The sequence below is a fragment of the Epilithonimonas caeni DSM 17710 genome (genome assembly GCF_000426465.1).
Lineage (GTDB): Bacteria > Bacteroidota > Bacteroidia > Flavobacteriales > Weeksellaceae > Epilithonimonas > Epilithonimonas caeni.
This window is the reverse complement of sequence record NZ_KE384527.1, coordinates 246,755-270,762: the sequence shown is the minus strand read 5'-3', so window position 1 is coordinate 270,762 and position 24,008 is coordinate 246,755. Positions and strand designations below refer to the sequence as shown.

General features: G+C 37.7%; 20 protein-coding genes. 3 read left to right on the top strand and 17 right to left on the bottom strand.

From position 1 onward, the window contains the following. The first annotated feature begins 113 nt into the window (after positions 1-113). On the top strand, positions 114-629 hold the full coding sequence (locus K319_RS0116300) for an FUSC family protein (protein WP_027384570.1): 516 nt from the start codon (positions 114-116) through the stop codon (positions 627-629). Between the two features lie 175 nt (positions 630-804). Here the strand turns inward: K319_RS0116300 and ahcY are convergent, their stop codons facing one another. From ahcY to K319_RS0116285, 3 genes are all read right to left on the bottom strand, one after another. After that, the gene (ahcY, locus tag K319_RS0116295; protein WP_027384569.1) at positions 805-2,118 is read right to left on the bottom strand and encodes an adenosylhomocysteinase; all 1,314 of its coding nucleotides are present in this window, start codon (positions 2,116-2,118) and stop codon (positions 805-807) included. An 87-nt stretch (positions 2,119-2,205) separates the two neighbouring features. Further along, positions 2,206-2,892: an FAD-binding oxidoreductase gene (locus K319_RS0116290; RefSeq protein WP_169712677.1), complete on the bottom strand. Its 687-nt coding sequence runs from the start codon at positions 2,890-2,892 to the stop codon at positions 2,206-2,208. A 120-nt stretch (positions 2,893-3,012) separates the two neighbouring features. Next, complete coding sequence (locus K319_RS0116285; protein WP_027384567.1) at positions 3,013-3,876, bottom strand: AraC family transcriptional regulator; 864 nt, start codon at positions 3,874-3,876, stop codon at positions 3,013-3,015. A gap of 132 nt (positions 3,877-4,008) precedes the next feature. On the opposite strand from K319_RS0116285, the gene K319_RS0116280 reads away from it, so the two are divergent. After that, complete coding sequence (locus tag K319_RS0116280; RefSeq protein ID WP_027384566.1) at positions 4,009-4,533, top strand: HugZ family pyridoxamine 5'-phosphate oxidase; 525 nt, start codon at positions 4,009-4,011, stop codon at positions 4,531-4,533. A 149-nt stretch (positions 4,534-4,682) separates the two neighbouring features. Here the strand turns inward: K319_RS0116280 and fabF are convergent, their stop codons facing one another. From fabF to K319_RS0116215, 12 genes are all read right to left on the bottom strand, one after another. Then, positions 4,683-5,918: a beta-ketoacyl-ACP synthase II gene (gene fabF / locus K319_RS0116275; protein ID WP_027384565.1), complete on the bottom strand. Its 1,236-nt coding sequence runs from the start codon at positions 5,916-5,918 to the stop codon at positions 4,683-4,685. Between the two features lie 95 nt (positions 5,919-6,013). After that, complete coding sequence (locus K319_RS20640; RefSeq protein WP_235696125.1) at positions 6,014-6,349, bottom strand: PaaI family thioesterase; 336 nt, start codon at positions 6,347-6,349, stop codon at positions 6,014-6,016. 111 nt (positions 6,350-6,460) lie between these two features. Continuing rightward, positions 6,461-7,183 (bottom strand): SDR family oxidoreductase, encoded by a 723-nt coding sequence (locus tag K319_RS0116265; protein WP_027384564.1) that lies wholly within the window; start codon positions 7,181-7,183, stop codon positions 6,461-6,463. 13 nt (positions 7,184-7,196) lie between these two features. Next, complete coding sequence (locus K319_RS0116260) at positions 7,197-8,198, bottom strand: NADP-dependent oxidoreductase (protein WP_027384563.1); 1,002 nt, start codon at positions 8,196-8,198, stop codon at positions 7,197-7,199. Between the two features lie 40 nt (positions 8,199-8,238). After that, on the bottom strand, positions 8,239-8,832 hold the full coding sequence (locus K319_RS0116255; RefSeq protein WP_027384562.1) for a TetR/AcrR family transcriptional regulator: 594 nt from the start codon (positions 8,830-8,832) through the stop codon (positions 8,239-8,241). Positions 8,833-8,961: 129 nt separating this feature from the next. Next, entirely contained in the window at positions 8,962-10,614 is a 1,653-nt protein-coding gene (locus tag K319_RS20635; protein WP_051230762.1) for an ELWxxDGT repeat protein, read from the bottom strand. 156 nt (positions 10,615-10,770) lie between these two features. Then, a complete protein-coding gene (locus tag K319_RS0116245; protein ID WP_156907119.1) occupies positions 10,771-11,880 on the bottom strand; it encodes a tetratricopeptide repeat protein in 1,110 nt (369 codons plus the stop codon). A gap of 1 nt (position 11,881) precedes the next feature. Continuing rightward, positions 11,882-13,315, bottom strand: a complete 1,434-nt coding sequence (locus tag K319_RS0116240; protein WP_027384560.1) for a helix-turn-helix domain-containing protein — start codon at positions 13,313-13,315, stop codon at positions 11,882-11,884. A gap of 154 nt (positions 13,316-13,469) precedes the next feature. After that, positions 13,470-14,915 (bottom strand): TolC family protein, encoded by a 1,446-nt coding sequence (locus tag K319_RS0116235; RefSeq protein WP_027384559.1) that lies wholly within the window; start codon positions 14,913-14,915, stop codon positions 13,470-13,472. Beyond that, positions 14,893-18,084, bottom strand: a complete 3,192-nt coding sequence (locus K319_RS0116230; RefSeq protein ID WP_027384558.1) for an efflux RND transporter permease subunit — start codon at positions 18,082-18,084, stop codon at positions 14,893-14,895. The genes K319_RS0116235 and K319_RS0116230 overlap by 23 nt, the downstream gene beginning before the upstream one ends. An 85-nt stretch (positions 18,085-18,169) precedes the next feature. Next, complete coding sequence (locus K319_RS0116225; protein ID WP_027384557.1) at positions 18,170-19,252, bottom strand: efflux RND transporter periplasmic adaptor subunit; 1,083 nt, start codon at positions 19,250-19,252, stop codon at positions 18,170-18,172. 181 nt (positions 19,253-19,433) lie between these two features. Beyond that, positions 19,434-19,811, bottom strand: coding sequence for a hypothetical protein (locus tag K319_RS0116215; protein ID WP_027384556.1), 378 nt, complete (start codon positions 19,809-19,811; stop codon positions 19,434-19,436). Between the two features lie 143 nt (positions 19,812-19,954). On the opposite strand from K319_RS0116215, the gene K319_RS0116210 reads away from it, so the two are divergent. Further along, entirely contained in the window at positions 19,955-20,566 is a 612-nt protein-coding gene (locus tag K319_RS0116210; RefSeq protein ID WP_027384555.1) for a 4'-phosphopantetheinyl transferase family protein, read from the top strand. Here the strand turns inward: K319_RS0116210 and K319_RS0116205 are convergent. Together K319_RS0116205 and porV are read right to left on the bottom strand one after the other, a co-directional pair. Beyond that, the gene (locus K319_RS0116205) at positions 20,542-22,800 is read right to left on the bottom strand and encodes an FUSC family protein (protein ID WP_027384554.1); all 2,259 of its coding nucleotides are present in this window, start codon (positions 22,798-22,800) and stop codon (positions 20,542-20,544) included. The two genes, K319_RS0116210 and K319_RS0116205, sit on opposite strands and share 25 nt — an antisense overlap. A gap of 71 nt (positions 22,801-22,871) precedes the next feature. Then, entirely contained in the window at positions 22,872-24,005 is a 1,134-nt protein-coding gene (porV, locus tag K319_RS0116200; protein WP_027384553.1) for a type IX secretion system outer membrane channel protein PorV, read from the bottom strand. Positions 24,006-24,008 lie beyond the last annotated feature (3 nt).

The window sequence follows — 24,008 nt, the reverse complement described above, 5'->3', positions numbered from 1 at the left end:
TTTACTAATTATGGAAAGGAAAATGAAATCTTTATGATATAAATAATGTTTTCAGAATCTTGCAATAGATTTATCTTTTATAATTTTGAAGTCTGAATTCTAGCAAAATATTGATGTCGAATTTTATACAACAGTTTTCCAGATTTTTAAGATTAAGAGTTTCTATTTCCGAATGGATCTATCTCATAAAATGTGTTATTGGCGCAGCAATCTGTTATCTGTTTTATATTTTTCTTCCTCAATATCCTGTTTACTGGGCATTGATCTCTGTTGTGATTGTGTTTTCGCCGGATAACAGTAACAAATTGGCTTACGACAGGATCAAATCCAATCTTCTCGGTGCTTCTATCGGAATGATTTTGTTCCTGATTCCGATTCCGAATATTTTATTGATCTGTTTTGGAGTGGCTTTGACGATTTTGGTTGGAATTGCCTTGAAGCTTGATAATACGTTACGTTCAGCTTTAGCGGCAATGGTGATTGTTTTGATCGAGGAAAATCAGGCTCACGACTGGCTTATTCCGATTGAGCGCGTAATCTGTGTTTGTATCGGATGTTTTGTTGCGCTGATCATCACATTTGTTTTTTCTAAGTTCAAGACTTGTGGCCAAACCTATCTGAAACATTGATGAAAAGATATGATCTCTAGACCCGAGCAGTTACCCCGTAGTGTGGAAGAGCTGGAGATTTTCGTGCTAAGCAAAGCGCTGGAACGAAGGAGTATGAGCAGATAGCGGGATTAAGTTCCTAAATAAAAAACCTTCCCAAATCTGAGAAGGTTTTATTATTTATTAAAACAGAAAATTAATATCTGTAATACTCTGGTTTGAAAGGGCCTTTCACATCAACACCGATGTAATCTGCCTGTTCAGGAGAAAGAACTTCTAGTTCAACGCTTAATTTCTTAAGGTGCAATTCAGCTACTTTTTCGTCTAGGTGTTTTGGTAACATATAAACTTCATTTCCGTAAGCTTCAGAATTTGTCCAAAGTTCGATTTGGGCCAAAGTCTGGTTAGAGAAAGAATTAGACATTACGAAACTTGGATGACCTGTTGCACAACCAAGGTTTACTAAACGACCTTCTGCAAGAATGATAACTTCTTTACCTTCGATGGTGTAGATATCAACCTGAGGTTTAACTTCAGATTTCGTGTGACCGTAGTTTTTGTTCAACCAAGCCATATCGATTTCGTTATCGAAGTGACCGATGTTACAAACGATCGCTTTATCTTTTAATTTCAAGAAATGCTCAGCTCTTACGATATTGAAGTTACCGGTAGTCGTGATTACAATGTCTGCATTGTCCACAACAGTATCCAATCTTTTAACTTCGTAACCGTCCATTGCAGCCTGAAGCGCACAGATCGGGTCAATTTCAGTTACAGTTACGATAGAGCCAGCTCCTCTGAAAGATGCAGCCGTACCTTTACCTACGTCTCCATATCCGCAAACTACAACCCTTTTTCCGGCAAGCATTACGTCAGTCGCTCTTCTTACAGCATCTACTGCAGATTCTTTACATCCGTATTTATTATCGAATTTAGACTTAGTAACAGAATCATTTACGTTGATCGCAGGCATTACCAAAGTGCCGTTTTTCATTCTTTCGTACAATCTGTGAACTCCGGTTGTTGTTTCTTCAGAAAGTCCTTTGATTCCGGCAGTAAGTTCAGGGAACTTATCAAAAACCATGTTCGTTAAGTCTCCACCATCGTCAAGGATCATATTCAATGGTTTTCTGTCTTCACCAAAGAAAATAGTTTGTTCTATACACCAATCAAATTCCTCGGCATTCATTCCCTTCCAAGCATAAACCGGAATTCCGGCAGCAGCAATGGCAGCAGCAGCGTGGTCCTGAGTAGAGAAGATATTACAAGAAGACCAGGTCACTTCAGCACCCAGAGCCACCAAAGTTTCAATCAAAACAGCGGTCTGGATCGTCATATGCAGACATCCTGCGATTCTTGCACCTTTCAAAGGCTGAGATGGTCCGTATTCTTCACGGATTGCCATCAAACCTGGCATTTCTGCTTCAGCTAAAGTGATTTCTTTTCTTCCCCATTCTGCTAAGGAAATGTCCTTAACTTTATAAGGAACATATTGTGTTGTTGTACTCATATCTGTAATTAAAATAAGTTTGAAAACTAAAGTGCAAAATTACGATTTAAGTTTTATATAAAAAATTCGAGTACCAATGTTTTTGTCTCACAGCCCTTTTCGGCCTTCTATCCAGTAAGCTTGAGAGAAGATCTGATCGCCGGAAATATCATTTTGTTTCAATGATTTGCGGACCGACTGTAATGTTTTACCATTTCCGGTAATGTAGAAAGCGGTATTGTAAGGGTCAATTATTCCCTCTTTAATAAGGATATCAATGGATTCGATAATTTTATCAGGCTCATTTTTTAATGTATGATATCCGTATAGTCCAAGGTCTTTCAGGACTTGATGGTCGTCCAGCTCAAAAATGCTGTCGAAAGAATAATATCCGTAACCATCGGTTTCATACTTTATAGATAAAGCTGCTCCCAGAGAGGTTTCATCGCCAATGGCAATATGATGCTTGAAATCGCTTTTGAACATATCTTTTCCCCGTGGAATGATATATTTTATCGTTTCTCCTACTTTCAGATTCTCTATAAAATCACAGCCGGACGCGCTTCCATGAAGATGGCAAAGGATCTCAAAAGTACCATCAGCCTTATCATAATTATAAGGGGTGTATTTCCTATAATCCGTATCGTTTACCCGAAATTCGATAGCATATCCGGGTTTATATTCCAGACCGAGCAGATTGCCGGAGAATTTGATCCTTTTTAAATTGTCGGAAATGTTTTTGGTTTCTATGACGGTTGTTTCACGAATATATTTGGAAGCTAATATGTTTTCCATTGTATCATTCAACCATTTTGGCATACTTGGCATAATCAATAATTTTCTACAAAGAAAATCAGATATACGAAAGAAAACGATAGCTATTTTAAGGAAATGATTGGACTTTTTGAGGTGAATTTATTCAGTGGATTCTACTTTATTCATTTTCCTGAAATCCAAAGCTGACTGTTTCGTCAGTTTTGAAAATAGACGCGAAAAGTATGCATAATCATCATAACCAAGTTCATTGGCTATTTCCTTTACTGTCAAATCCGTATAAAATAGCAGGCGTTTTGCCTCGATCATAATCTCCTGCTGAATCCAATATCCTGCTGGATTTCCAGTGATGTCTTTCACAACTTCCGATAAATAGGATGGGGAAATATTCATCAACTCAGCGTAAGAAGATGGACTTTTCATGGTTTTGAATTGCTGTTTTACCAGGATTTTAAATTGCCTTGTTAGTTTCAAAGCACGGCTTTCTTTTATTTGTTCCTGATTCGGCGTTTCCGAGAAGACCGATGCCAGCATTGCAACATAAGCGTCCAATAATGACTGGACTATATTCAACTCATTTTTTGCTTTTTTATGATAGAAATTCAAGAGCTGAGCACACTGATCTAGGTTTTTTGCAAATACCTTTTCTATTTTTACAGGAAGAATCGGGAATATGGATTCCTCAAAAACTGCACGAACTTCAGCCGATAACAATTCGGAATTGACAGCTAAAAACCAGCCATAAATATCAAAGTTCTTTGAATAATGAACCTGCCCCGGTGTGATGCAAAAAATGGCGGGACCTTCTACTCTGAAATCTTTAAAATCTACCATAACTTCTGCTTTGCCGCTTTGCAGGAAAAGAAAAAGATAATGACTGTCCCTGTGAATGCCTTTTTCCTCAATATCCTTATTGGTTTCTCCAGAATTTTCCCGAATGATTTCTATAAACAATCCATCTTTTGTTACATCATTGAGATTATATGTCGGGATATTTTTGTTCATTTAGAAATTAATGAGTAAAATTATTCAATAATCCTTTACTGACAATTTTTAAAGATATGAAATTATACATGATAGAAAATTATTTGGTTTGATTCTAAATAACTACTTTTGTAACATCTAAAAATATATATCATGAGTGAACAGACAGAAGAAGCAAAGAGACAAGCGAAACCAGTTGCTCCAAAAGTGAAAGAATTAATTGCTAGAACGCTAAGCGTAACTTTGGCAACTGTAGATGCAGAGGGAACGCCGAATGCGAGCTATGCACCGTTTGTAGAGATCGATAACAAATTCTATATTTTGGTTTCTTTTATGGCGAGGCACACCAAAAATCTTGCTGAAGGCAGAAAGGTGTCTGCAATGTTCATCGAGGATGAGTCTGCTACGAAACAGGTCTATGCAAGAGAAAGATTGACTGTCGAGGTTTCTACTTCTCAAATCGAAAGAGATTCTGACGATTGGAATAACATCGTTGGAAAACTGAAAGAAAGACACGGGAAAATCATAGATGTTTTGAATGAAATGACAGATTTTATCCTAATTGCGCTTCATCCTGTAAAAGGTGCTTATGTGAATGGTTTTGGAAGCGCCTATTTCGTAGATGCCGATCTTGAGATCATGGAACACAGGAACGATATCAATCACACACAGAAATAATATCGATTTTTGAATATATATGAGAGGCTTAGTCAGAAAACTAAGCCTTTGTTATTTTTTATGTCTTCGAGAACCTCAGACTGACATTGCTAAAATTCGAACATTTATTATTAAAAATGTCACACTGAGCGGAGTCGAAGTGTTTTAATTTAGATTTTCCTAAAAATAACCGTCGAGTTATGACCGCCAAAACCAAACGCATTGCTCATAGCGATGTTGATTGGTTTTTCTTTTTTTTCAGTAACGATATTAATGCCTTCCGGAATATTCTCATCCAATTTTGAAACATTGATTGTCGCTGGAATAACATTCTCCTGAATCGCTTTGATGCAAATAATCGCTTCTACAGCGCCCGCAGCACCCAATAAATGTCCGGTCATAGATTTGGTTGCACTAATGTCAAGATTCTGGCTACCGTTGAAAACTTTATTGATGGCATTTAGTTCTGCTAAGTCTCCAAGTGGGGTAGAAGTGGCGTGTGGATTAAGATAATCGATTTGTTCTGGTAGAATTTCTGCATCTTGTAAAGCTAATTCCATAGATTTTGCGGCTCCAATTCCTTCCGGATGAGGTGCGGTCATATGATAGGCATCCGCGGTCATTGCTGCGCCAATCAATTCTGCATAGATTTTGGCTCCTCTGGCTTTAGCATGTTCATATTCTTCCAAAATCAATGCTCCGGCGCCTTCGCCCATTATAAAACCATCACGTTCCACATCATAAGGCCGGCTTGCGGCTTTTGGATTATCGTTTCTTGTAGACATGGCTTTCATTGATGAAAAACCACCAACAGATGCTGGAGTAATCGGAGCTTCCGAACCACCGCTCACAATCACTTTCGCTTTTCCCCAACGGATATAATTGAAGGCATCCATAAAGGCAGTGTTTGAGGTTGCACAGGCAGAAACTGTAGTATAATTGATTCCCCGCAAGCCATATTTCATAGAAATCATTCCCGAAGCCATATTGGCAATGAGTTTCGGAACAAAAAACGGACTGAATCTCGGTGTTCCATCGCCTGAAACATATTCTGTGACTTCATTTTCAAAGGTTTCCATTCCGCCTTGTCCGGTTCCCCAGATGACGCCGATATCAAAAGGGTCGAAGTCATTAAAAGTCAATCCGGAATCTTCCATTGCCTGAGCGGCTGCATAAAGGGCGTATTGTGTGAAAAGGTCACTTCGTTTGATTTCGTTCCTGTCCAGATATTTTTCCGGCGTGAAGTTTTTGGCTTCGGCTGCAAATTGTACTTTGAATTTCTCTGCATTGAAATGAGTGATCTTGTCCACACCACTTTCGCCTTTCAGGATGTTGCTCCAGAAAGTTTCTACGTCATTTCCCAATGGCGTTACTGCGCCCATTCCTGTGATTACGACTCGTTTCATTATCTTGTAATTTGAGTTTTGAATAAGTTTGAGGTGCCTTTTGCAATCAGTCTGGTTTTTTCTGCATTCCAGATCTCGCAAGTAGCGTTGATGAATTATTTTCCCAATTTGGTGATATGTGTTTCGGCAATGATATTTTCGCCTTCTTTCCCGATTGAGAAATAATCGATGACATTGTTAATGGTTGTATAGAAAGTTGGTTCATTAAGAGAAAACATTGTTGCGCCCAGAACATCATCAATGATAGCTGCTGTTACACCACCATGAAGATTCCCAATTGGATTGAGCCATTCCGGACGAATTGTATATCGAAATTCCAAATGTCCCTTTTCTGCAGAAACAACGATCGGTTTCAGCCAGCGCATAAAAGGTGAAGGCGAATCTGTAAACTCTTCTCCGATCAACGATCTCAAATGTGCTAATCTATCCATAATTTTTATATTTAATCGCAAAGGCGTAAAATCCCGTATTTATTAAAATGTTTATAAGTCGCCAAGGCAATTTCTGCGTCTTAAAAATAAGTTTAATTTTGTTTAGCAAATTCAATTGTGACTCAATTTCGCTAAAGCTTCTTGAAAAACACTGAGAACAACTTTGGTCTGCCCAACAGGGACATCGAACTGATTTTGTTCCAGAGCTGTCAATAATTCGTCTGCCACTTCTTTTGGCGGAATTCCGTTTTCGCCACCAATTTCTGCTGAAAAACTAGTATTGACCAAAGGTGGCAAAACTTCGAAAATCTTAACTGATGTTTCCTTCAAAGCGTTTCTAAGTGATTGTGTATAGCTTCTAAGCGCAGCTTTGCTGGCAGCGTAAGTCGGAACAGGCGCATAAGAAACCAATGATGCAATGGATGTTACATTGACAACTGCAGAATCTTTTTGCAATAGATGTGGAAGCAACAATTCCGTAAAATGGATGATCGTCAGATAATTGGTGTTTATTTCTTTCCTGGCTAGTTCATAAGAATCGGAATTATCCGCCAAGTTGTAATAATAAGCTTCGCCGGCATTGTTGATGACAATGTTGAGGTCCGGATGATTCTGGATCAATTCATTTGCTATTCTGATTCTTTCACTTTCAATGGACAAATCGCCCTGAATTCCAATGGCATTTTCCAATTGTTCCAAAGCTTTATCGAGGCGTTCCTGATTTCTTCCGTTGATGATAACCTTGTTTCCTTTTTCTGAAAATGATTTTGCGATTTCTAGTCCGATTCCAGCTGAACCGCCGGAGATAAATACTGTGTTGTTGGTTGTTTTCATAATGTGAGATGTATTATTTTATTTTGATAACTACTTTTCCCTTTGCTCGTCCGCTTTCGACGTAATTGATGGCGTCATTTGTTTGTTCAAAAGGGAATATTTTGTCTATGGTTGGTTTTATTATATCAGCTTCGATAAGCTTTCTGATTTCTGAAAGTTGTTTTCCATTGGCCTGCATAAACAGAAAGGAATAATCTATATTTTGTTTTTTTGCTTCTTTTCTTGTTTTGCGACTTAAAAGTGATATAATAAACTTCAAAAAAAAGTTGAGTCCAATTTCTTTTGCAAAAGCCGGATCTGGCGGACCTGAGATTGAGATCAATTTTCCGCCGGCTTTCAATATTCTGAGTGATTTTTCCAAAGTTTCCTGATTTTGGCTGTTCAGGACCAGGTCATAACTGGTTAGAATATTTTCAAAGTCCTGAGTTTTATAATCGATGATAACATCGGCCCCGAGCCGTTTTACCAAATCGAAATTCTTTTCGCTGGTTGTGGTTGCAACGAAAGCGCCCAAATGTTTTGCCAGCTGAATCGCAATGGTTCCGACACCACCAGAACCAGCCTGTACAAATACTTTTTGACCTTTTTTCAAATTAGCCTTTTCAATCAATGCCTGCCAAACAGTCAACGCTACCAATGGAATCGAAGCCGCCTCTTCCATCGAAATGTTTTTTGGTTTCAGAGCGACAAAGTTTTCATTGATCGTAACATATTCTGCAAACGCACCAATATGGAAATCGGGAAGTCTGGAGAAAACTTCGTCTCCAACTTTAAAATTCTGCACTTTTGAACCATTTTTTTTGACAATTCCTGCGATATCGTGTCCCAAGATCAGAGGGAACTTGTAGGGAAGTATCATCTTGAATTCCCCACTTTTCAGTTTGCTATCCAGTTGATTGATACTTGCAGAATGAATCTCTACCAAAACTTCATTTTCCTGTAGACTGGGTTCTGGAAATTCTACTAACTCAAGTTTGTCTGTTTTGCTGTAGCGTTGTAATGTAAATGCTTTCATAGTTTTTTTGTACCAATCGGTATATTTTAAGTTAAAAAAATTATTTGATCAATTCTGTGTCGATGATTTTTTCGATTCTTTCTAAGGCGTTGAAAAGATGAGTTTTGTTATTCATCGTTTTTGAAAGCAGAATTCCACCTTCTATCAATGCAATGAATTGATAAGCATATTTCTGAGAATCAATACTTTCTATAATTTCGTTTTGAGTTTTTCCTTTTTCTAAAATTCGATTCCATTGATTCGCCCAATTTTCAAAATTCTTAGCAACTTCAGCTTTAAGGAAAGGCATTGTATCGTCAGCTTCTACAGCAGTATTAAGATGTGGACAACCACCACGGGAGAAATTGACTTCCCAGGTTTTTCTGTAATAATCTATAATTGTGAATAGTTTTTCACGAGTTGTCATTTCGCTGTTTAATTGATTAACGAAATCTGTTTGGAGCCTTTTAGAATTATAAAGATAAACTTCTTTGGCCACTTCATCTTTGTTTTCGAAATTTCCATAAATGCTTCCTTTTGTTAATCCGGTTGCAGAAGTAATGTCGGACAAAGACGTTCCTGCATAACCTTTCTTATTGAAAAGTTCTGAGGTTTGTTCTATGATGAACTGTCTTGTTTTTTCTGCTTTTGACATTATTTATTTTGAATTGACTTTGCAAAGATAAACAAATTATATACCAATTGGTATATTTTGAAAATTTATTTGAAAACAAAAACCCGAAAGCCAAAAAACTCCCGGGTTAAACTTAAAAATTGAAAAATCTTACTTTTTGATAATTTTATACGAACTGCTTTTTTGTTCAGATAAAATTTTAATAACATAATTTCCTTTTGGTAAAGAAGAAACGTTCATCTGTAGTTTTTTTGTATTAGCTGGATTACCCAATAATAATTTCCCGGAATAGTCATAAACCTGAACAGAAGAGATCTGCGAATCTCCGGAAATATTGATAATATCAGCAACTGGATTTGGATAAACAGAGAATTTATTTTTATTAAAATCGGTTACAGCCATTGCTGCGTCAGCAGCTACGGTCCACAGTTCATAACCGCTATCGTTATATTTTGCCGTGAAATATAATTTATCACCCATTGCAGTAAAATAAGGTGTGTAACCTAATGCATCCTGTGACGGATTCTGTGGGTCAGCCGCTATCTTTTGGGTTCCTGCTAAAGTTCCGTCTGACTTCCATAGTTGATAGAATTCGTCATTGTTCACCGCTCTGAAGTATAGTTTACCTCCCATCACCTGGAAAAGCATTGGTGAAATAGTGACACCCATAGAATCACCGGGACCTGGGAAGACATCCATAAATAATTGAGTTCCTTCCGGTGTTCCGTCGGTTGCCCAGATTTCTCCTCCATGTTCAGCATCCTTCAATGTCATGAACAATTTATTGTTATAAATGATATATTTAAACTGTGGAATTACACCATTGTCAATTCCTTCGTAGACATCTTTTAAAATGTTAGTTCCAGCTTCAGTACCGTCTGTCGTCCATATTTCCCTACCGGTTTCGCTGCTATATGCTGTGAAAAATAATTTTCCGTTGAAATCAATAAAATCCGCAGGGATAGAGTTCCCGTTTCCGCCGGTATTGATGTTTTTGACCATGTAAGTTCCGGTGCTTGTGCCGTCTGTAGCCCATAGTTCGATGCCGTTTGTACCATCATCGGCATTGAAATAGATTTTATTGCCAAACGCTTTCAGGTTGGAAGGGTTGGAACTTTCTGCGTGAATATCTTTTACCATATGGGTTCCGGCCTCGGTTCCGTCTGTAACCCAGAGTTCGAAACCGTGTTGTCCATTGTCAAAATCGAATCCGTCAAGGGCATTGAAGTAAAGCTTATTATTCAGAACAGTAAAGTAAGAAGGATTAGAACCAAATTCTCCTTCACGAAGGTCTGTAACCATTACCGTTCCAGCTTCAGTACCGTCTGTTTTCCAAAGTTCGGTTCCGTGGACACCATCCTCTGACCTGAAATATAAAGCATTGTTGAACTCCACAAATTCAAAAGCATAAGAGCCGCCACTTCCCGGATACATATCTTTCACAAGTACTGTTCCGGCTTCTGTACCGTCAGATGTCCAGAGTTCGTTTCCGTTCGTTTCATCTGTGGCAGTAAAAATCAATTTTCCGTTAAGAATTTTTAGATTGCTCACATCAGAACCGTTACTTCCGGGATTGATATCTTTTACCAGCTTTGTCTCTTCACCATCTGTTACCCAAAGTTCTTTTCCGTGTTCACCATCATCAGCTACAAAATAAATTTTTGACTCAAGTTTGATAAGATTCTCTGGTAAAGAATCGCCGGAAGGATTGATATCTTTTACCATTTTAAAGACTGGCGTCTGCTGAGCATTGATTTTCAAAAATGAAACCAATAATGCTACAAGGATAAATTTACTCTTCATATAAAATTTCTTTTGAGTAAAATTAGAACCATAATTTCATAAAGCGGAGAAATATGCTTTTAGATATCTGAAAATTTCAAGAAAACAAAAGTTTTTTATTATTAAATGACTGGAAATCAGATAATTTTTCTCATGATATTTTTGTATTAAGCAATTTTATTTTTCGATGTTTTTATTAATTTTTCTCAACTTTTTCACTAAAAAATAACTTAATATAAAGATTGAAAAAATTAAAATCCCAAGAAGAACCCAAATGATGATTTTAGAATTTTTCTGTTTTGATTCATAAGTTTTCTGCTTGAACTCATTTCTCTTTTTGATAAGGTCGTTAACCGTTCTTATTTCTTCTTTAGAAAATCTTGACTGGATAGAATCAAATAAATTTTGGTATTTCAAATGATTTTCAAAATCATCAAGCTCGATATAATTTTCAGCCAATAATTTGTAGATCCGACTTTCCATTTCGATTTGATTCACTTCTTTGGAAAGAGGAAGTGCAGAAAACAGGATGTCGTTAGATATTTTGAAATCATTCTTTGAGTTTTTGATTTCAGAAAGCCCGATCAATGCAATGCATTCCAGAGATTTCGCACCGTTTTTTCTCGCATTGGCCAAACCTTTTTCAAAACTGACTTGCGCCGAATCTTTATCGATATCCAGATAACAATTACCTTTCTGATTGTAAGCCTGCCCGAGATTGGCAACCGCAAATCCATTGCCTTTATCTTTCTGAAATTCCGCAATAGCTTTATTAAAATGCTTAATCGCATAACCACAATCGAGACTTCTTTTATAAAGAAAACCTTTCAGCAAGTTGATATTTCCAATCAGATATTTCATAGAATCTGGCAGAGAAACCGATTGCGAAAGTTTGTCCGCTTTGTCCAGATAATGCCACGCTTCGTCACGCATTTCTATCCGGATATAGAGATTTCCAATTAATCCTAAAGTTCTGATTTGATTAGCATTATCTTTTGTTTTTTCGGATAATTCGTTGGCTTTCAGGGCAAATTCAATCGCTTTTTGGTAATTGCTCAAACCCGAATACCCGTTGGATATCAAGATGTAAGATGAGATCTTATAGGAATCAGAAATATCTTTTTTCTTCAAAATTTCTTTTCCGATTTCAATGGTCTTTTCAGGATTTTTGAATAAAAATGTATTGGCAGAACCAATCAGACTGTCGATTTCCTTATTGTTTTGTGCGAAAGAAAAGCTTCCCAAAACAACCAAAATCATTAATATGAAAATTCTAAATACGCTCATCTTATTGATTTTTGATTGTTTTAATAAACGAAGCAGGCGAATGTCCTGTAACCTGCTTGAAAACGGTAGAAAACAAACTATGTGAAGAAAATCCGGCTTCTTGGGCCAAATGACTGACCTTGTATTTCAAATAGACCGGATCGTTTTTTAGTTTACTGATGATGTAATTGATTCTCAGTTCATTGATGTACGAGTGGAAATTTTTATTCTTATAAGTATTGATGATTTCGGATAGGTACTTGGTGTTCGTGTTCAGGTTTTCTGCAAGGAGATTGAGCGAAATTGCTGGGTCAAGATATTCATTATTTGACTCGAATTTTTCCAATTTTTCCAGCAAAAAACTAATTGTTTTGTCAGGGATTACAATTTTTCCGCCACTTTCCTGCGCTTTATTTTCAGCAATGAATTTCTCCCTGTCTTCGGCTTCCTGTCTGGATTTTTCGTAATCGTTCCGTTTTCGGTTTAATTTTCGATTAAAGAAATAAGCAACCGTGAACACAAGCAAAACCGCGATTGCAATGAGGTAGATCATCTTTATTTGTTGCTCGGCCTTTGTCTCCAGAATTTCATCCTGTTTTTGACCGATCTTATTCAAAAAAGAGATTCTGGCGTTTTCTTTTACTGTGCTCAATGAATCTTGAAAAGCAGTCTGAAGCTGATAATATTCACGATATTTTTCCTTGTTTTTTAATTCATCATAATTCTCAACAAACCAATTATAGATCTCGTTTCTCAGCCAAATATCCTGAACTTTTTTATTGATTGGCTTCAAATATTCGAGATGATCAATAGTCTTATCGGACTCTTTTCCTGAAGATTCAATCTTTGCTTTCGTATAAAAATAATAGGGTTCATAATTCTTAATTTTTTGAGCATAATACCGAGCCGAATCCAGCTTTCCAAGATTGGAATAGGAGAGTGCGTAGTAGAAATTGCTCAGTTCTGGAAACGATTTATTTTTCTGTTTTTCAAATAGTTTTAGATCCTTGATCGTTTGATGCCAGTTAGAATCGGAGTAAGATTTTATGGCTTTTTCATAATAATTCTGAGTGATTTCCTTTTCATCTTTGATAAGATATAATTGAGAAAACTCAATTCCCAATTCATCACAAAGTCTTGCCAGTAGAAAGTTGATTTGAGATTCATTTTCCGGACGATTAGATTTTTTTGAGAGTTCAAGACATTGAAATAATGTTTCACTCGCAGAATTGTAATCGCCTCTTATCAAATAACTTTCGGTAAGAAGCAAAAGTGCTTTTATTTTATCATTATCATCCGAACTGTTTTTGGAAAGGAATTCTGAAATAACAGCAGATTCCGAAGGTTTTTTATAAAGTAAATCCTTGGATTCCAGGAACAAAGTTTCTGCATCCCGGCTATTTTGTGCTTTGATGATTGTACCGATGACGAGAAAAACTGTTAAAATTAATTTCAAAATGAAACTACCTGATTGACTTATAAACCAGTAAATTTATGTAAATATTTTTTCAAAAAAACAGCTTTTATATTGCAAATATTGAATATGTCACAAAAAAATGCTCCCGAAAAAATTTCCGAGAGCATTACGTATAGAGAGAATAATGAATGTCTTATTTCCAACCGCCACCTAAGCTTTTGTAGATATTCACAACGGTGCTCAGCTGTCTTTCTTTGGCTTCGATGAGTTCCATTTTGGCGTCTAAGGCATCACGCTGATTCATCAGAACTTCCAGGTAATCAGCTCTCATATTTCGAAATAGTTGGTTTGCGATATCGATTCCTTGGTCAAGTGCCTGGACTTCCTGGGACTTCATTTCGTAATATTTATCGAGGTTTTTGATCGCTGACATTTGGTTGGTAATATCCAGATAAGCGCTCAAAATGGTTTTGTCATATTCATACAAAGCCTGGATTTGTTTTGCATCAGCCGATTTGAAGTTCGCCTGTATCGCACTCTTATTGATCAGCGTGCCAGCTAATTCCCCAACCAAACTGTAAGCAATCGATTCGGGCATTTTCACAAGATAAGTTGGTTTGAAAGCTTCCAGACCAAGCGCAGCATTGATCTCAAGGCTTGGATAGAATTCTTTTCTTGCCGCTTCCACATCCAATTTTGCAGATTGTAACTCCAATTCCGCTTGTTTGATGTCAGGACGGTTCGCCAATAACTGAGACGGAATCCCGGTATAAACCGTTTGTGGAACAATCGACATAAAGCTTTCTTTGGTTCTTACAATCGGTTGTGGGTAGCGTCCCAACAAAGCATTGATCTGATTTTCCTTTTCCGTGATTTGTTGTTTCAAATCATATTCAGTCGCATTGGATTTTGCCAATTCAGCCTCGAATTTTTTAACGGCCAATTCCGTTGCAGCCATTGCTTGCTTTTGGATTTTAGCCACTTCGAGTGCTTTTTTCTGCAAATCCATGTACTGATGAATGATATCCAACTGATTATCAAGCGACAATAATTCATAATAATTATCAGCAACTTCTGCAATCAAACTTGACAAGACAAAATTCTTTCCCTCAACTGTTGACAAATAATGGGCGACAGCTGCTTGTTTCTCGGTTCTTAACTTATGCCAGATATCAACTTCCCAGTTGGCAACCAATCCACCTTCAAAATTTCCTAAATTCTCAGGAACTTCTTTTCCATCCGTTATTTCTGTTGAAGCATCACCAGCTCCTGTGCTTGTATAACGGCCGACTTTTTCAATTCCGGCTCCTAATTTTGCAGCAACAGTCGGACTTAGCTTTCCATTTTTGTACATCACATCGCTTTTTGCGATTTCGATTTGCTGAAGCGTAATCATTAATTCCTGATTATTTTTCAAAGCTTCATCAATCAATTTCACGAGATTGGGGTCTGTGAAAAACTCTTTCCAGGGCGTAATTCCGGAATTGTTTTCCGAAGCAGTCTGATTCTCAAAATTCTGAGGGATGGTTTCTTTTACTCTATCCTGAATTTTGGTCGCCATTGGTGCCTTGCATCCAATCAATGCTAATGAAATGAATACTCCAGCTATTATATTTTTATTTATCTTCAAATTTTCCATCATGTTGGTAAGGTTCAGTTTGTTCTGTTAAGGGATTTTCTTCTTCATAGTAAGTCAGTTTGGACTTAGCAGCAATGTTGGCAAAAATGTAGTACAATCCAGGAATAATCATCAATCCGAAAATAGTTCCGATGAGCATACCTCCTGCAGCCGCAGTTCCGATGGTTCTGTTACCAACGGCTCCAGGTCCGGTTGCCAAAGCTAATGGAATCAATCCAGCGATAAAAGCGAATGATGTCATCAAAATTGGACGGAATCTCAAAGATGCACCTTGTAATGCGGCTTCTTTTGTTGATAATCCTTCCTCCGCTTTTTTCTGAACTGCAAATTCGACAATCAGCACGGCATTTTTTCCGAGTAATCCGATGAGCATTACCATCGCCACCTGTGCATAAATGTTATTTTCTAGTCCGAAAAGCGAGAGACATAAAAACGCTCCGAAAATCCCTGTCGGTAAAGACAAGATAATTGGTAATGGAAGTATGAAACTTTCGTACTGAGCAGAAAGGATCAGGTAAACAAATCCAAGACAAACCAGGAAAATATAGATCGCTTCGTTACCTCTGGAAACTTCGTCTTTGGAAATCCCTGCCCAGTCGATTCCGAAACCTCTAGGCAACGTTTTGTCCGCCACTTCCTGAATGGCTTTAATCGCATCTCCGGAACTATATCCGGGAGCTGGTGTTCCACTAACCTCGGAAGAGTTGTACATATTGTGTCGTGTGATTTCCGATAATCCATATACTTTTTCAAGATGCATAAAATCAGAATAGGGAACCATCTGGTCTTTATCATTTTTGACATATAATTTTAATAAATCACTTGGCAACGCACGGTATTGGGGACCGGCCTGAACAATCACTTTATAAGGTCTGTCGAATCTGATAAAACTCGTCTCGTAATTGGATCCGATCAAAGTCGAAAGGTTGTCCATCGCTTTTTCAATTGTCACACCTTTTTGTTCAGCCAGATCATTATCTACTTTCAGCATATACTGAGGAAAACTTGCGGAATAGAAAGTGAAAGCTGAACCCAATTCCGGACGTTTTTTCAATTCTTTGACAAAATCATTGCTCACTTGTTCCATCTTGTGATAATCTCCGCTTCCGGCTTTGTCCAGAAGTCTTAATTCAAAACCGCCGGCTGCTCCATAACCAGGAATTGATGGTGGTTGGAAGAATTCTATATTCGCTCCAGGGATTTCCTTCGCTTTTTGTTCCAGCTGCTCAATGATCTCTGTTGCGGATTCTTTTCTTTCGTCCCATTTTTTTAGATTGATCAAACAAGTTCCGGAGTTGGAACCTGTTCCTTCTGTCAAAATCTCATAACCTGCCAAAGATGAGACCGATGAAACACCGTCTATCTCTTCGCATTGCTTCTGAAGTTCAAGAGCGATCTGATTGGTTCTTTCCAGCGTTGATCCGGGCGGTGTCTGGATGATCGCATAAATCATTCCCTGGTCTTCACTTGGAATAAATCCGGAAGGCAATCTGTTGCTTAGGAAAAAAGTTCCCAAACAGAATAGTAAAAGCAATGGAAGCGTGATTATTTTTCTGGTTACTACTTTTGTAAGCAGGTTATGGTATTTTCCAGCCCCAACTGTAAACAGATTATTGAAGCCATCCAAAAATCTGTTGATCGGTGTTTTCTTTTTCTCTTTTCCGTGATTGTTTCTCAAAATCAAAGCACACAATGCTGGTGTCAATGTCAATGCGACAACTCCTGATAAAATAATCGAAGACACCATTGTGATAGAAAACTGGCGATAGAAAACACCAACCGGACCGGACATGAACGCAACAGGAATGAAAACCGAAGCCATTACCAAGGTGATGGCGATAATTGCCCCGCTGATCTCGTGCATTGCTTCTTCCGTTGCCTTGAGTGGTGACAGGTGTTTCTCTTCCATCTTGGCGTGGACCGCTTCTATTACCACAATCGCATCATCGACAACGATCCCGATGGCCATTACCAAAGCAAAGAGTGAAATCAAATTCAGTGTAATTCCAAAGGCTGACATCACTGCAAATGTTCCTATCAAAGAAACCGGAACAGCGATTGTCGGAATCAAGGTCGAACGCCAGTCTCCCAAGAACAGGAAAACCACTATGGCTACCAGTATGAACGCTTCGAATAATGTATGAACTACTTTCTCGATCGATGCATCCAGGAATCTGGAAACGTCATAACTGATCTCGTAATGCATACCTTTTGGGAATGTTTTTTCCAAATCCTTCATCAGAACTTTGACATTCTTGATAACATCACTTGCGTTGGAACCGTAAGATTGCTTCAAAGTAATCGCTGCGGACGGTTTTCCGTTCAAAGTAGAATAGATGTCGTACATGGATGAACCAAATTCGATATCTGCTACATCTTTAAGTCTTACGAATTCTCCATTTGGATTGGCTTTCAGGATGATATTGCCATAATCTTTCTCGTTATTGAAACGACCCGGATATTTCAAAATGTATTCAAATGACTGGGAGCGTTTCCCGGAGCTTTCACCTGTTTTTCCGGGAGAAGCTTCCAAACTCTGCTCGTTGAGAGATTCCATCACTTCATCTGCGGAGATTCCGTAAGCCGTCATTCTGTCGGGCTTCAGCCAGATTCTCATCGCATATTCTCTCGTTCCCAGGATGTCGGCAAAACCAACGCCGCTTACCCTTTTCAATTCCGAAATCAGGTTGATGTCTGCGTAGTTGAAGAGGAATTTCTGGTCCGCTTTAGGATTATCGCTGTAAAGGTTGATATACATTAGCATATTCGGTTCCTCACGGGTGATTTTCACACCTTCACGAACTACCAAAGGCGGAAGCTTGTTAACAACTGAAGAAACACGGTTCTGAACGTTGACCGCAGCAACGTTCGGGTCCGTTCCAAGGTCGAACACGACTTGGATTGACGCTTCACCGTCGTTTCCGGCGTCAGAGGTCATATATTTCATTCCGGGAACACCATTTAGTCCGCGTTCCAAAGGAATGACGACAGATTTTATGAGCAATTCGTTATTAGCACCCGGATATTCTGCTGTGATGTTTACTTTCGGTGGAGAAATAGAAGGGAATTGCGTTACAGGAAGTTTTACCAGAGACAAGACTCCCATAAATACGATGATCAAAGAGATCACGATCGATAGAACCGGTCTGCGTATGAATTTCTTAAACATAAGGTTTTATTTTTAAGATAATAGATGAGAGATGAAAGGATCATAGATTGAAATCAAAATCAATCAGCAATCATCATTTATATTATTAGTTCGCTTGTAATTTCAATGAGTTCAAAACTTTTTTCGGATCTTGGAATTTGGTTTCCACTTTTTGGTCATCCTTCACTTTCTGGACACCTTCCAAAAGGATCTTATCATTAACATTGATCCCTTCCGAAACAACATAGATGTCAGGAAGTTCATAGGCAATTTTGATGTTCTTAGATTTTACAACGCCGTCTTTTCCAACAACAAAAACATATTTCTGATCCTGGATCTCGTAAGTGGCCTTTTGGGGAATGATCAATGCGTTTTTAAGAGGAAGTGTCATTTGGATTTTTCCGGTTTCTCCATTTCTCAGTAGTTGATCTGGATTTGGAAACTTGGCTCGGAAAGCGATATTTCCAGTCTCACTATCGAATTCGCCTTCGATGGTTTGGATGGTTCCCTTGTCTGGGAAAATTTCGCCATTTGCCATTATCAAAGAAACCTGATTGTTCCCGCGTTCTGCAGAATGTGTCTGATAATTGATATATTCCGGTTCGGAAACATTGAAGTAAGCATAGATTCCGCCATTATCGGAAAGCGTTGTCAGCAGGTCTCCTTCATCGATCAAACTCCCCAATTTCAAAGGAAGACGGTCGATGATTCCGGAGAAAGGTGCTTTGATCGTCGTGAATGACAAATGTGTTTGAGCAAGATTAAGTTCAGCTTTTGCCGCATCCAATTTGGCTTTTGCCATTCTTTTTTCATTAATAGAAACCACATTGTTATTTGCTAATGTGCTGGAGTTTTGTAACTCTATTTCTGCCTGGGCAACCTCAGCTTTAGCTTTTAAAACATCGGCTTGGTAAAGTTGTGGCATTATCCTGAACAAAACCTGCCCGGCTTGCACATGCTGGCCCTCATCCACATATATTTTTTCCAGGAAACCTTTTTCCTGAGCTCGGATCTCGATGTTCTTTTCCGACCTTATCTGTGAAACAAATTCCTTGTTGATCACAGTGTCCATTTTTACAGGAGAAGTTGTGGGATAAACGACAGATTCTTCTTTTTCTTCTTTTTTGTCGTTGCAGCTTAAAATCATCAGTAATGTGCTGAAAATAAGAGTAAGTGTGACTCTCTTCATTTTAAATAAATTTTATTTTTTTTGATTGGATATATTGAAAGAATAATCGATCAGATGTTCAATTTTAGAATTAAGATCACAACCAATGATTACTCAAAATGTTGAATAGGAAATTTTCAAAAGCAAAAGAGATTGTTACCACTTTGGAATAAGGGTAATTTTGTTTTTGAAACATCGAAATTTAAATACGGATGGTACGCAGCAGAATAAATCTTTTGACCGAAGAAAGAATGAGTTCCGGCTTGTGAAAAGTTTGTGTCCTACGTCTGAAATATAATTGTAAAAGATAACCAAACCCGAATGTGGTTACAATCGCAATAAAATTATAAGCATTAGAAAAATTCAGATTAGTTTCTTCGGGAGAATCCAAAGAGTCGTTGATCTGCTGCAAAGATGCCTTTTCCAATGAATGATTCAGACGATGTTTCTTTGCAAAAGAAAGAAGATGCAATGATATATTCTGAGTTCCAAAATCTTGCTGGAAATCAAGTGTCTGTTTGTTCTCTGCCGTGAACAGCAGAAAAATAAACATTAGAACATATACGATCGCTTTTTTCATTTTGATACTGCAAATTTACATTACTTAACTGTTAAAATAATCCTAAAGCCTCATTTTTAAGGCATTTTTAAGTTCTGATAATCAGGTTTGTAATTTCCAGAGTCGTGTTTTTTTATTAATTTTAGACATTCAAAAAATAATTGATGCCTCTTTATAAAGATTTCTCTGATGACGTTGCAACAGTTCTGGTCTGGGAATATGATGAGAATGAGATGCTTGACCCGGTAGAATTATTGGAGCCGGAAAATCAATATAAGATTTTGGGCTATCATCCTAACAAGATCGCTGAAGTTCTGATGGTAAGAAAAATGCTGAAAACTGTTCTTCCTGACCATAAAATCCTTTATAGAGAAAATGGCGAGCCTTATCTTTTTCCACAAGATCAGCATATTTCTGTAAGTCATTCTTTTCCATTGGCCGCCTTGGCCATTTCAAAAAATAAAGTCGGAATCGACCTTGAAAAGAGAAAGGAGAAGATTAGATACATCCGACACAAATTCATTCTTCACGAGGATATTTTCATTGATAATAATGAAGAAGTAGATTTTTTAACGGCAATCTGGTGTGTGAAAGAGGCACTTTACAAGATCCATCACAGCAAACATTGGTCGCTTAAAAAGCATTACGATGTTCTGCCTTTTGAACTTCATGCAAATTTTACCGTAAAAAGCAGAGTTTATGACCTTGAAAATGAAGATTTTTTCAAGGCCAGAATTTCTTTTTTTGACAATTATTGTTTAGCAATCGTTGATTGATAGATCAGATATTCTTCGATGATCTTTCTCTGATCTTTTGCAACGTCATTGATTAATTCAAGTAATTCTTTGATGTTTTTAATTTCAGTTAAATGACTTACTGTGAAAGGCTTTCTTTCATTAGAAATGGCCTGGGATTCTAATTCTGCTTTTCTTTTTTCCAACAGATCTGTGACATGGTCTTCCGGTTTTATATGGCTTTCAGCTCTGGTTTTCTCATCCAGATCTTTCTGAAAGAGCAGGGAAGAGGTTCTCAACAATTCTGCAGAGATCTTGATTTTCCAGTTTTCAAAATCAATTTCCGGAAAGTCGTGACCTGTTTTTGCGTATTGGGATAATGATGCTGTATAGGCTGTGATCAAATGCGTCGTGGTCACAAATTGATGGACGGTTTCTAATTTTCTTTGCTGATTTTTCGGGTCAGAGATCATTCTCTGGAAATTGTCTGAAAGATTCGCTAGGTCAATAATTGCATTTTTTCTTTTCAACCGGAAGTCTTGATCATCAAGCTCATGCCTGAGGAAATGATCCATGACCAATCGGAAATATTCCAGATTACTTTTGGATGATTTTTTCATTAAGTCGAGATTCTGGGTGTGTTCCCAAACCGGTAAGATGAAATAAGCGACTAAAAACGTAATGACACCGCCAATCAAAGTATCCAACAATCTATCTTTGAAAATAAGATTGACGTTGCCGGGTCTTAGAAAATTGAATGACAGGAAAATATAGATCGTCATAAATAAAACCGCCCAAAAATAATTGGATTTTAAAAGGCTGAAACAAATGATCATACTTACGAGAAGTATTGCCAAAAGCACGGACGGTTCATCTAAAAAATATAAGATTATATAGGCAATGATCGCCCCGGCCAAGGTTCCGAAAAAACGAAGAAGATTTCTGTGTTTGGTAGTTGAATAAGCAGGTTTCAGGATGGCGATAATTGTAATAAGGATCCAATAAGAATGCCCAATGCCGAGAATCTCAAACCTGGATACAATATAACCTAACAACAACGCGATCGTTACTCTGATCGCATGACGGAAATGCCCGGATTTAAGAGAAAAATTAGATAAGAAAACCTTATGGTTAAGCTGTTCCTCTTTTGGTAAAAATTTGGAATAATCCAATCCTGTGGACAAACTTTTTGCCAGCTTTATATCTTGAGAATTGACTTTCAGGATAGTATTGACTTCGTCGGTAATTTCAGTGATCCTCATCAAAACCTGACGTAGCATCATAAAATCTTCCAGAGTTTCTGAAGAAAATCTTTGAGAACGGTGCTCAAAAAACTCATCGTAGATCTTTTTCAGCTCTTCATCAAAATTTGTGATCTGTTTGTATGACAGACCACTTTGCAGAGATATTCCGAGATTGGTGATCTCATCCGCCATCAGCATCAGATAATAATGAATGTTTTGAATCAGTTTTGTATCTCCAAAAACCTGATTCATCCTTTTGTAATCATTTTCTGAAGTTAACAATTTATCATAGAGGTCGACAGAATTGAGAAACATCAACATAAGGATCCTACTTTGGGTCGTAGATTCGTTAACGATCTTTCTGGTTTTAAAAACGATCTCCCGGGTATCTTCCTGATGGTTCTTTATTTTGATCTGTTGAGAGATCAATTGATTTAATAATGAATCAAAGTCTGGATCTTTTGTGTAATATTTGGCTTTGATCCGTAGATAGTCCGCCAATTCCAAGTAATTTTCTCCAACAACCTGACTTGCCAATTTATAAGGTTGTAATGTAGAGACCACCATGAATACTATAAAAAACCAGAAACAACCTAAGAAGAATATAAAAGAGCTTCTGAAAATATCATCGCCTGTAAGATGTCCGTCAATAAAGATACTTAGGACAACAAGTGCCAAAGAACCGAATGTTGCCAACCGTAACCCGTAAACACCAATCATCGAAAAGAAAAATCCACAAAGGATGATCTCCAGATAAACTGCAATCGGGAAATCTTTGATAATACTTGCGAATAAAGCAATCAGAAAGAAAGAAAATATGGATAGTAATAAAGTATTCCTTCTTCTGATAAAAGGTCCTGGCTGGTCTGTAAGTCCAACAAAACTGGTTCCGAGTGGAAATAGGAAATATTCTTTCAATAATCCGAACTGTGCCAAAATAATACTGGGAATTACAATTGCCAAAGCAATCCTTGCCCCGGAATAGATGTACTGGCTCGTCAAAAATTTTTTGAGTTCGGAACTATAGTTCATACTACAAATTTAAAAATAAAATGCCTCTTATGAGAAGAGGCATTTTAAAAAATATAGTTAATAAAATAATATTAATAGTCTGTTGCGTTATAAGTTTCGCTACCAATGTTCCAGGTCAAACCAAATCTAAGCGTATTATCCAAGGCCGAATTGATCTTAGACGTATTGATAAGATAAGAAAGGTCTAATCCAAATGAGGCATACTTGAACCCAACACCCACGGTTGCATATTGTCTGGCACCTTGTTCCGGTGCTTCTGTGAAATAACCGGCTCTTAAAGCAAAAGTTTCATCATACGAGTATTCCGCAGCTCCGCTGAACATGATACTTTTCTTATTACTGAATGATTTTCCGATTCCTTCCATTACACCAACATTTGGAATTTGTCCTGTGGTTTCATCCGGCCCAGGGACCAATATCTTAGAAGCTTCTCCGCTTAAGCTGAAACGGTTTTGATCATCAATCAATAAATCATAGCCTAAACCTAATCTTGCCATAGTAGGAAGATAAGACCTGGATTCTTCATCTCCTGTGTAGTCTAGTTTTGGACCTAAGTTCTGTACTGCCCAACCTGCTTTTACACGGCCTTCATAACCACTGATACTTTCATGCTTTGGAGACATAAAGTATCCAGAAACATCTACAGCAAATGTATTGGCAGGTTTCAACGTTCCATCTGTAGACCCGAAGTTTCCTCCTAGATCTGATCTGATGAATCGCCCGGTAACTGCCATGGAGTAAGTGTCTGTCAATTTCAGGCCATAGGCAAGGTCAATAGAGAATTCATTTGGTTTTGATGTTCCCATTTGTTGTACGTCATTTCCTACAATGCTTGTAAGATCAACTTCCCCCATATTGAAATAGTAGATACTCGCACTAAGTGTCGATCTTTCCTCATCTCCTAAAAATGTATAGAATGACCCGTAAAGTAGGAATACATCGCTGGTAAGCTTACTCATATATGGAGTATAGTTAACACCGAATCCTGAAGATACTTTTGCAAAAGGATATTTTGCAGCATTCCAAAATTGTGAGAATACATCGGTAGATGTGACCACCCCTTGGTCACCCATACCACCAGCTCTTGCATCTGGAGAAATTCTCAGAAATGGAGCACCTGTTAATACAGGTTGGACGTTTTGAGAAAAAGCAAAGGCAGATACGCCAATTCCTAATCCTAAAAATAATCTTTTTGTTAAATTCATTTT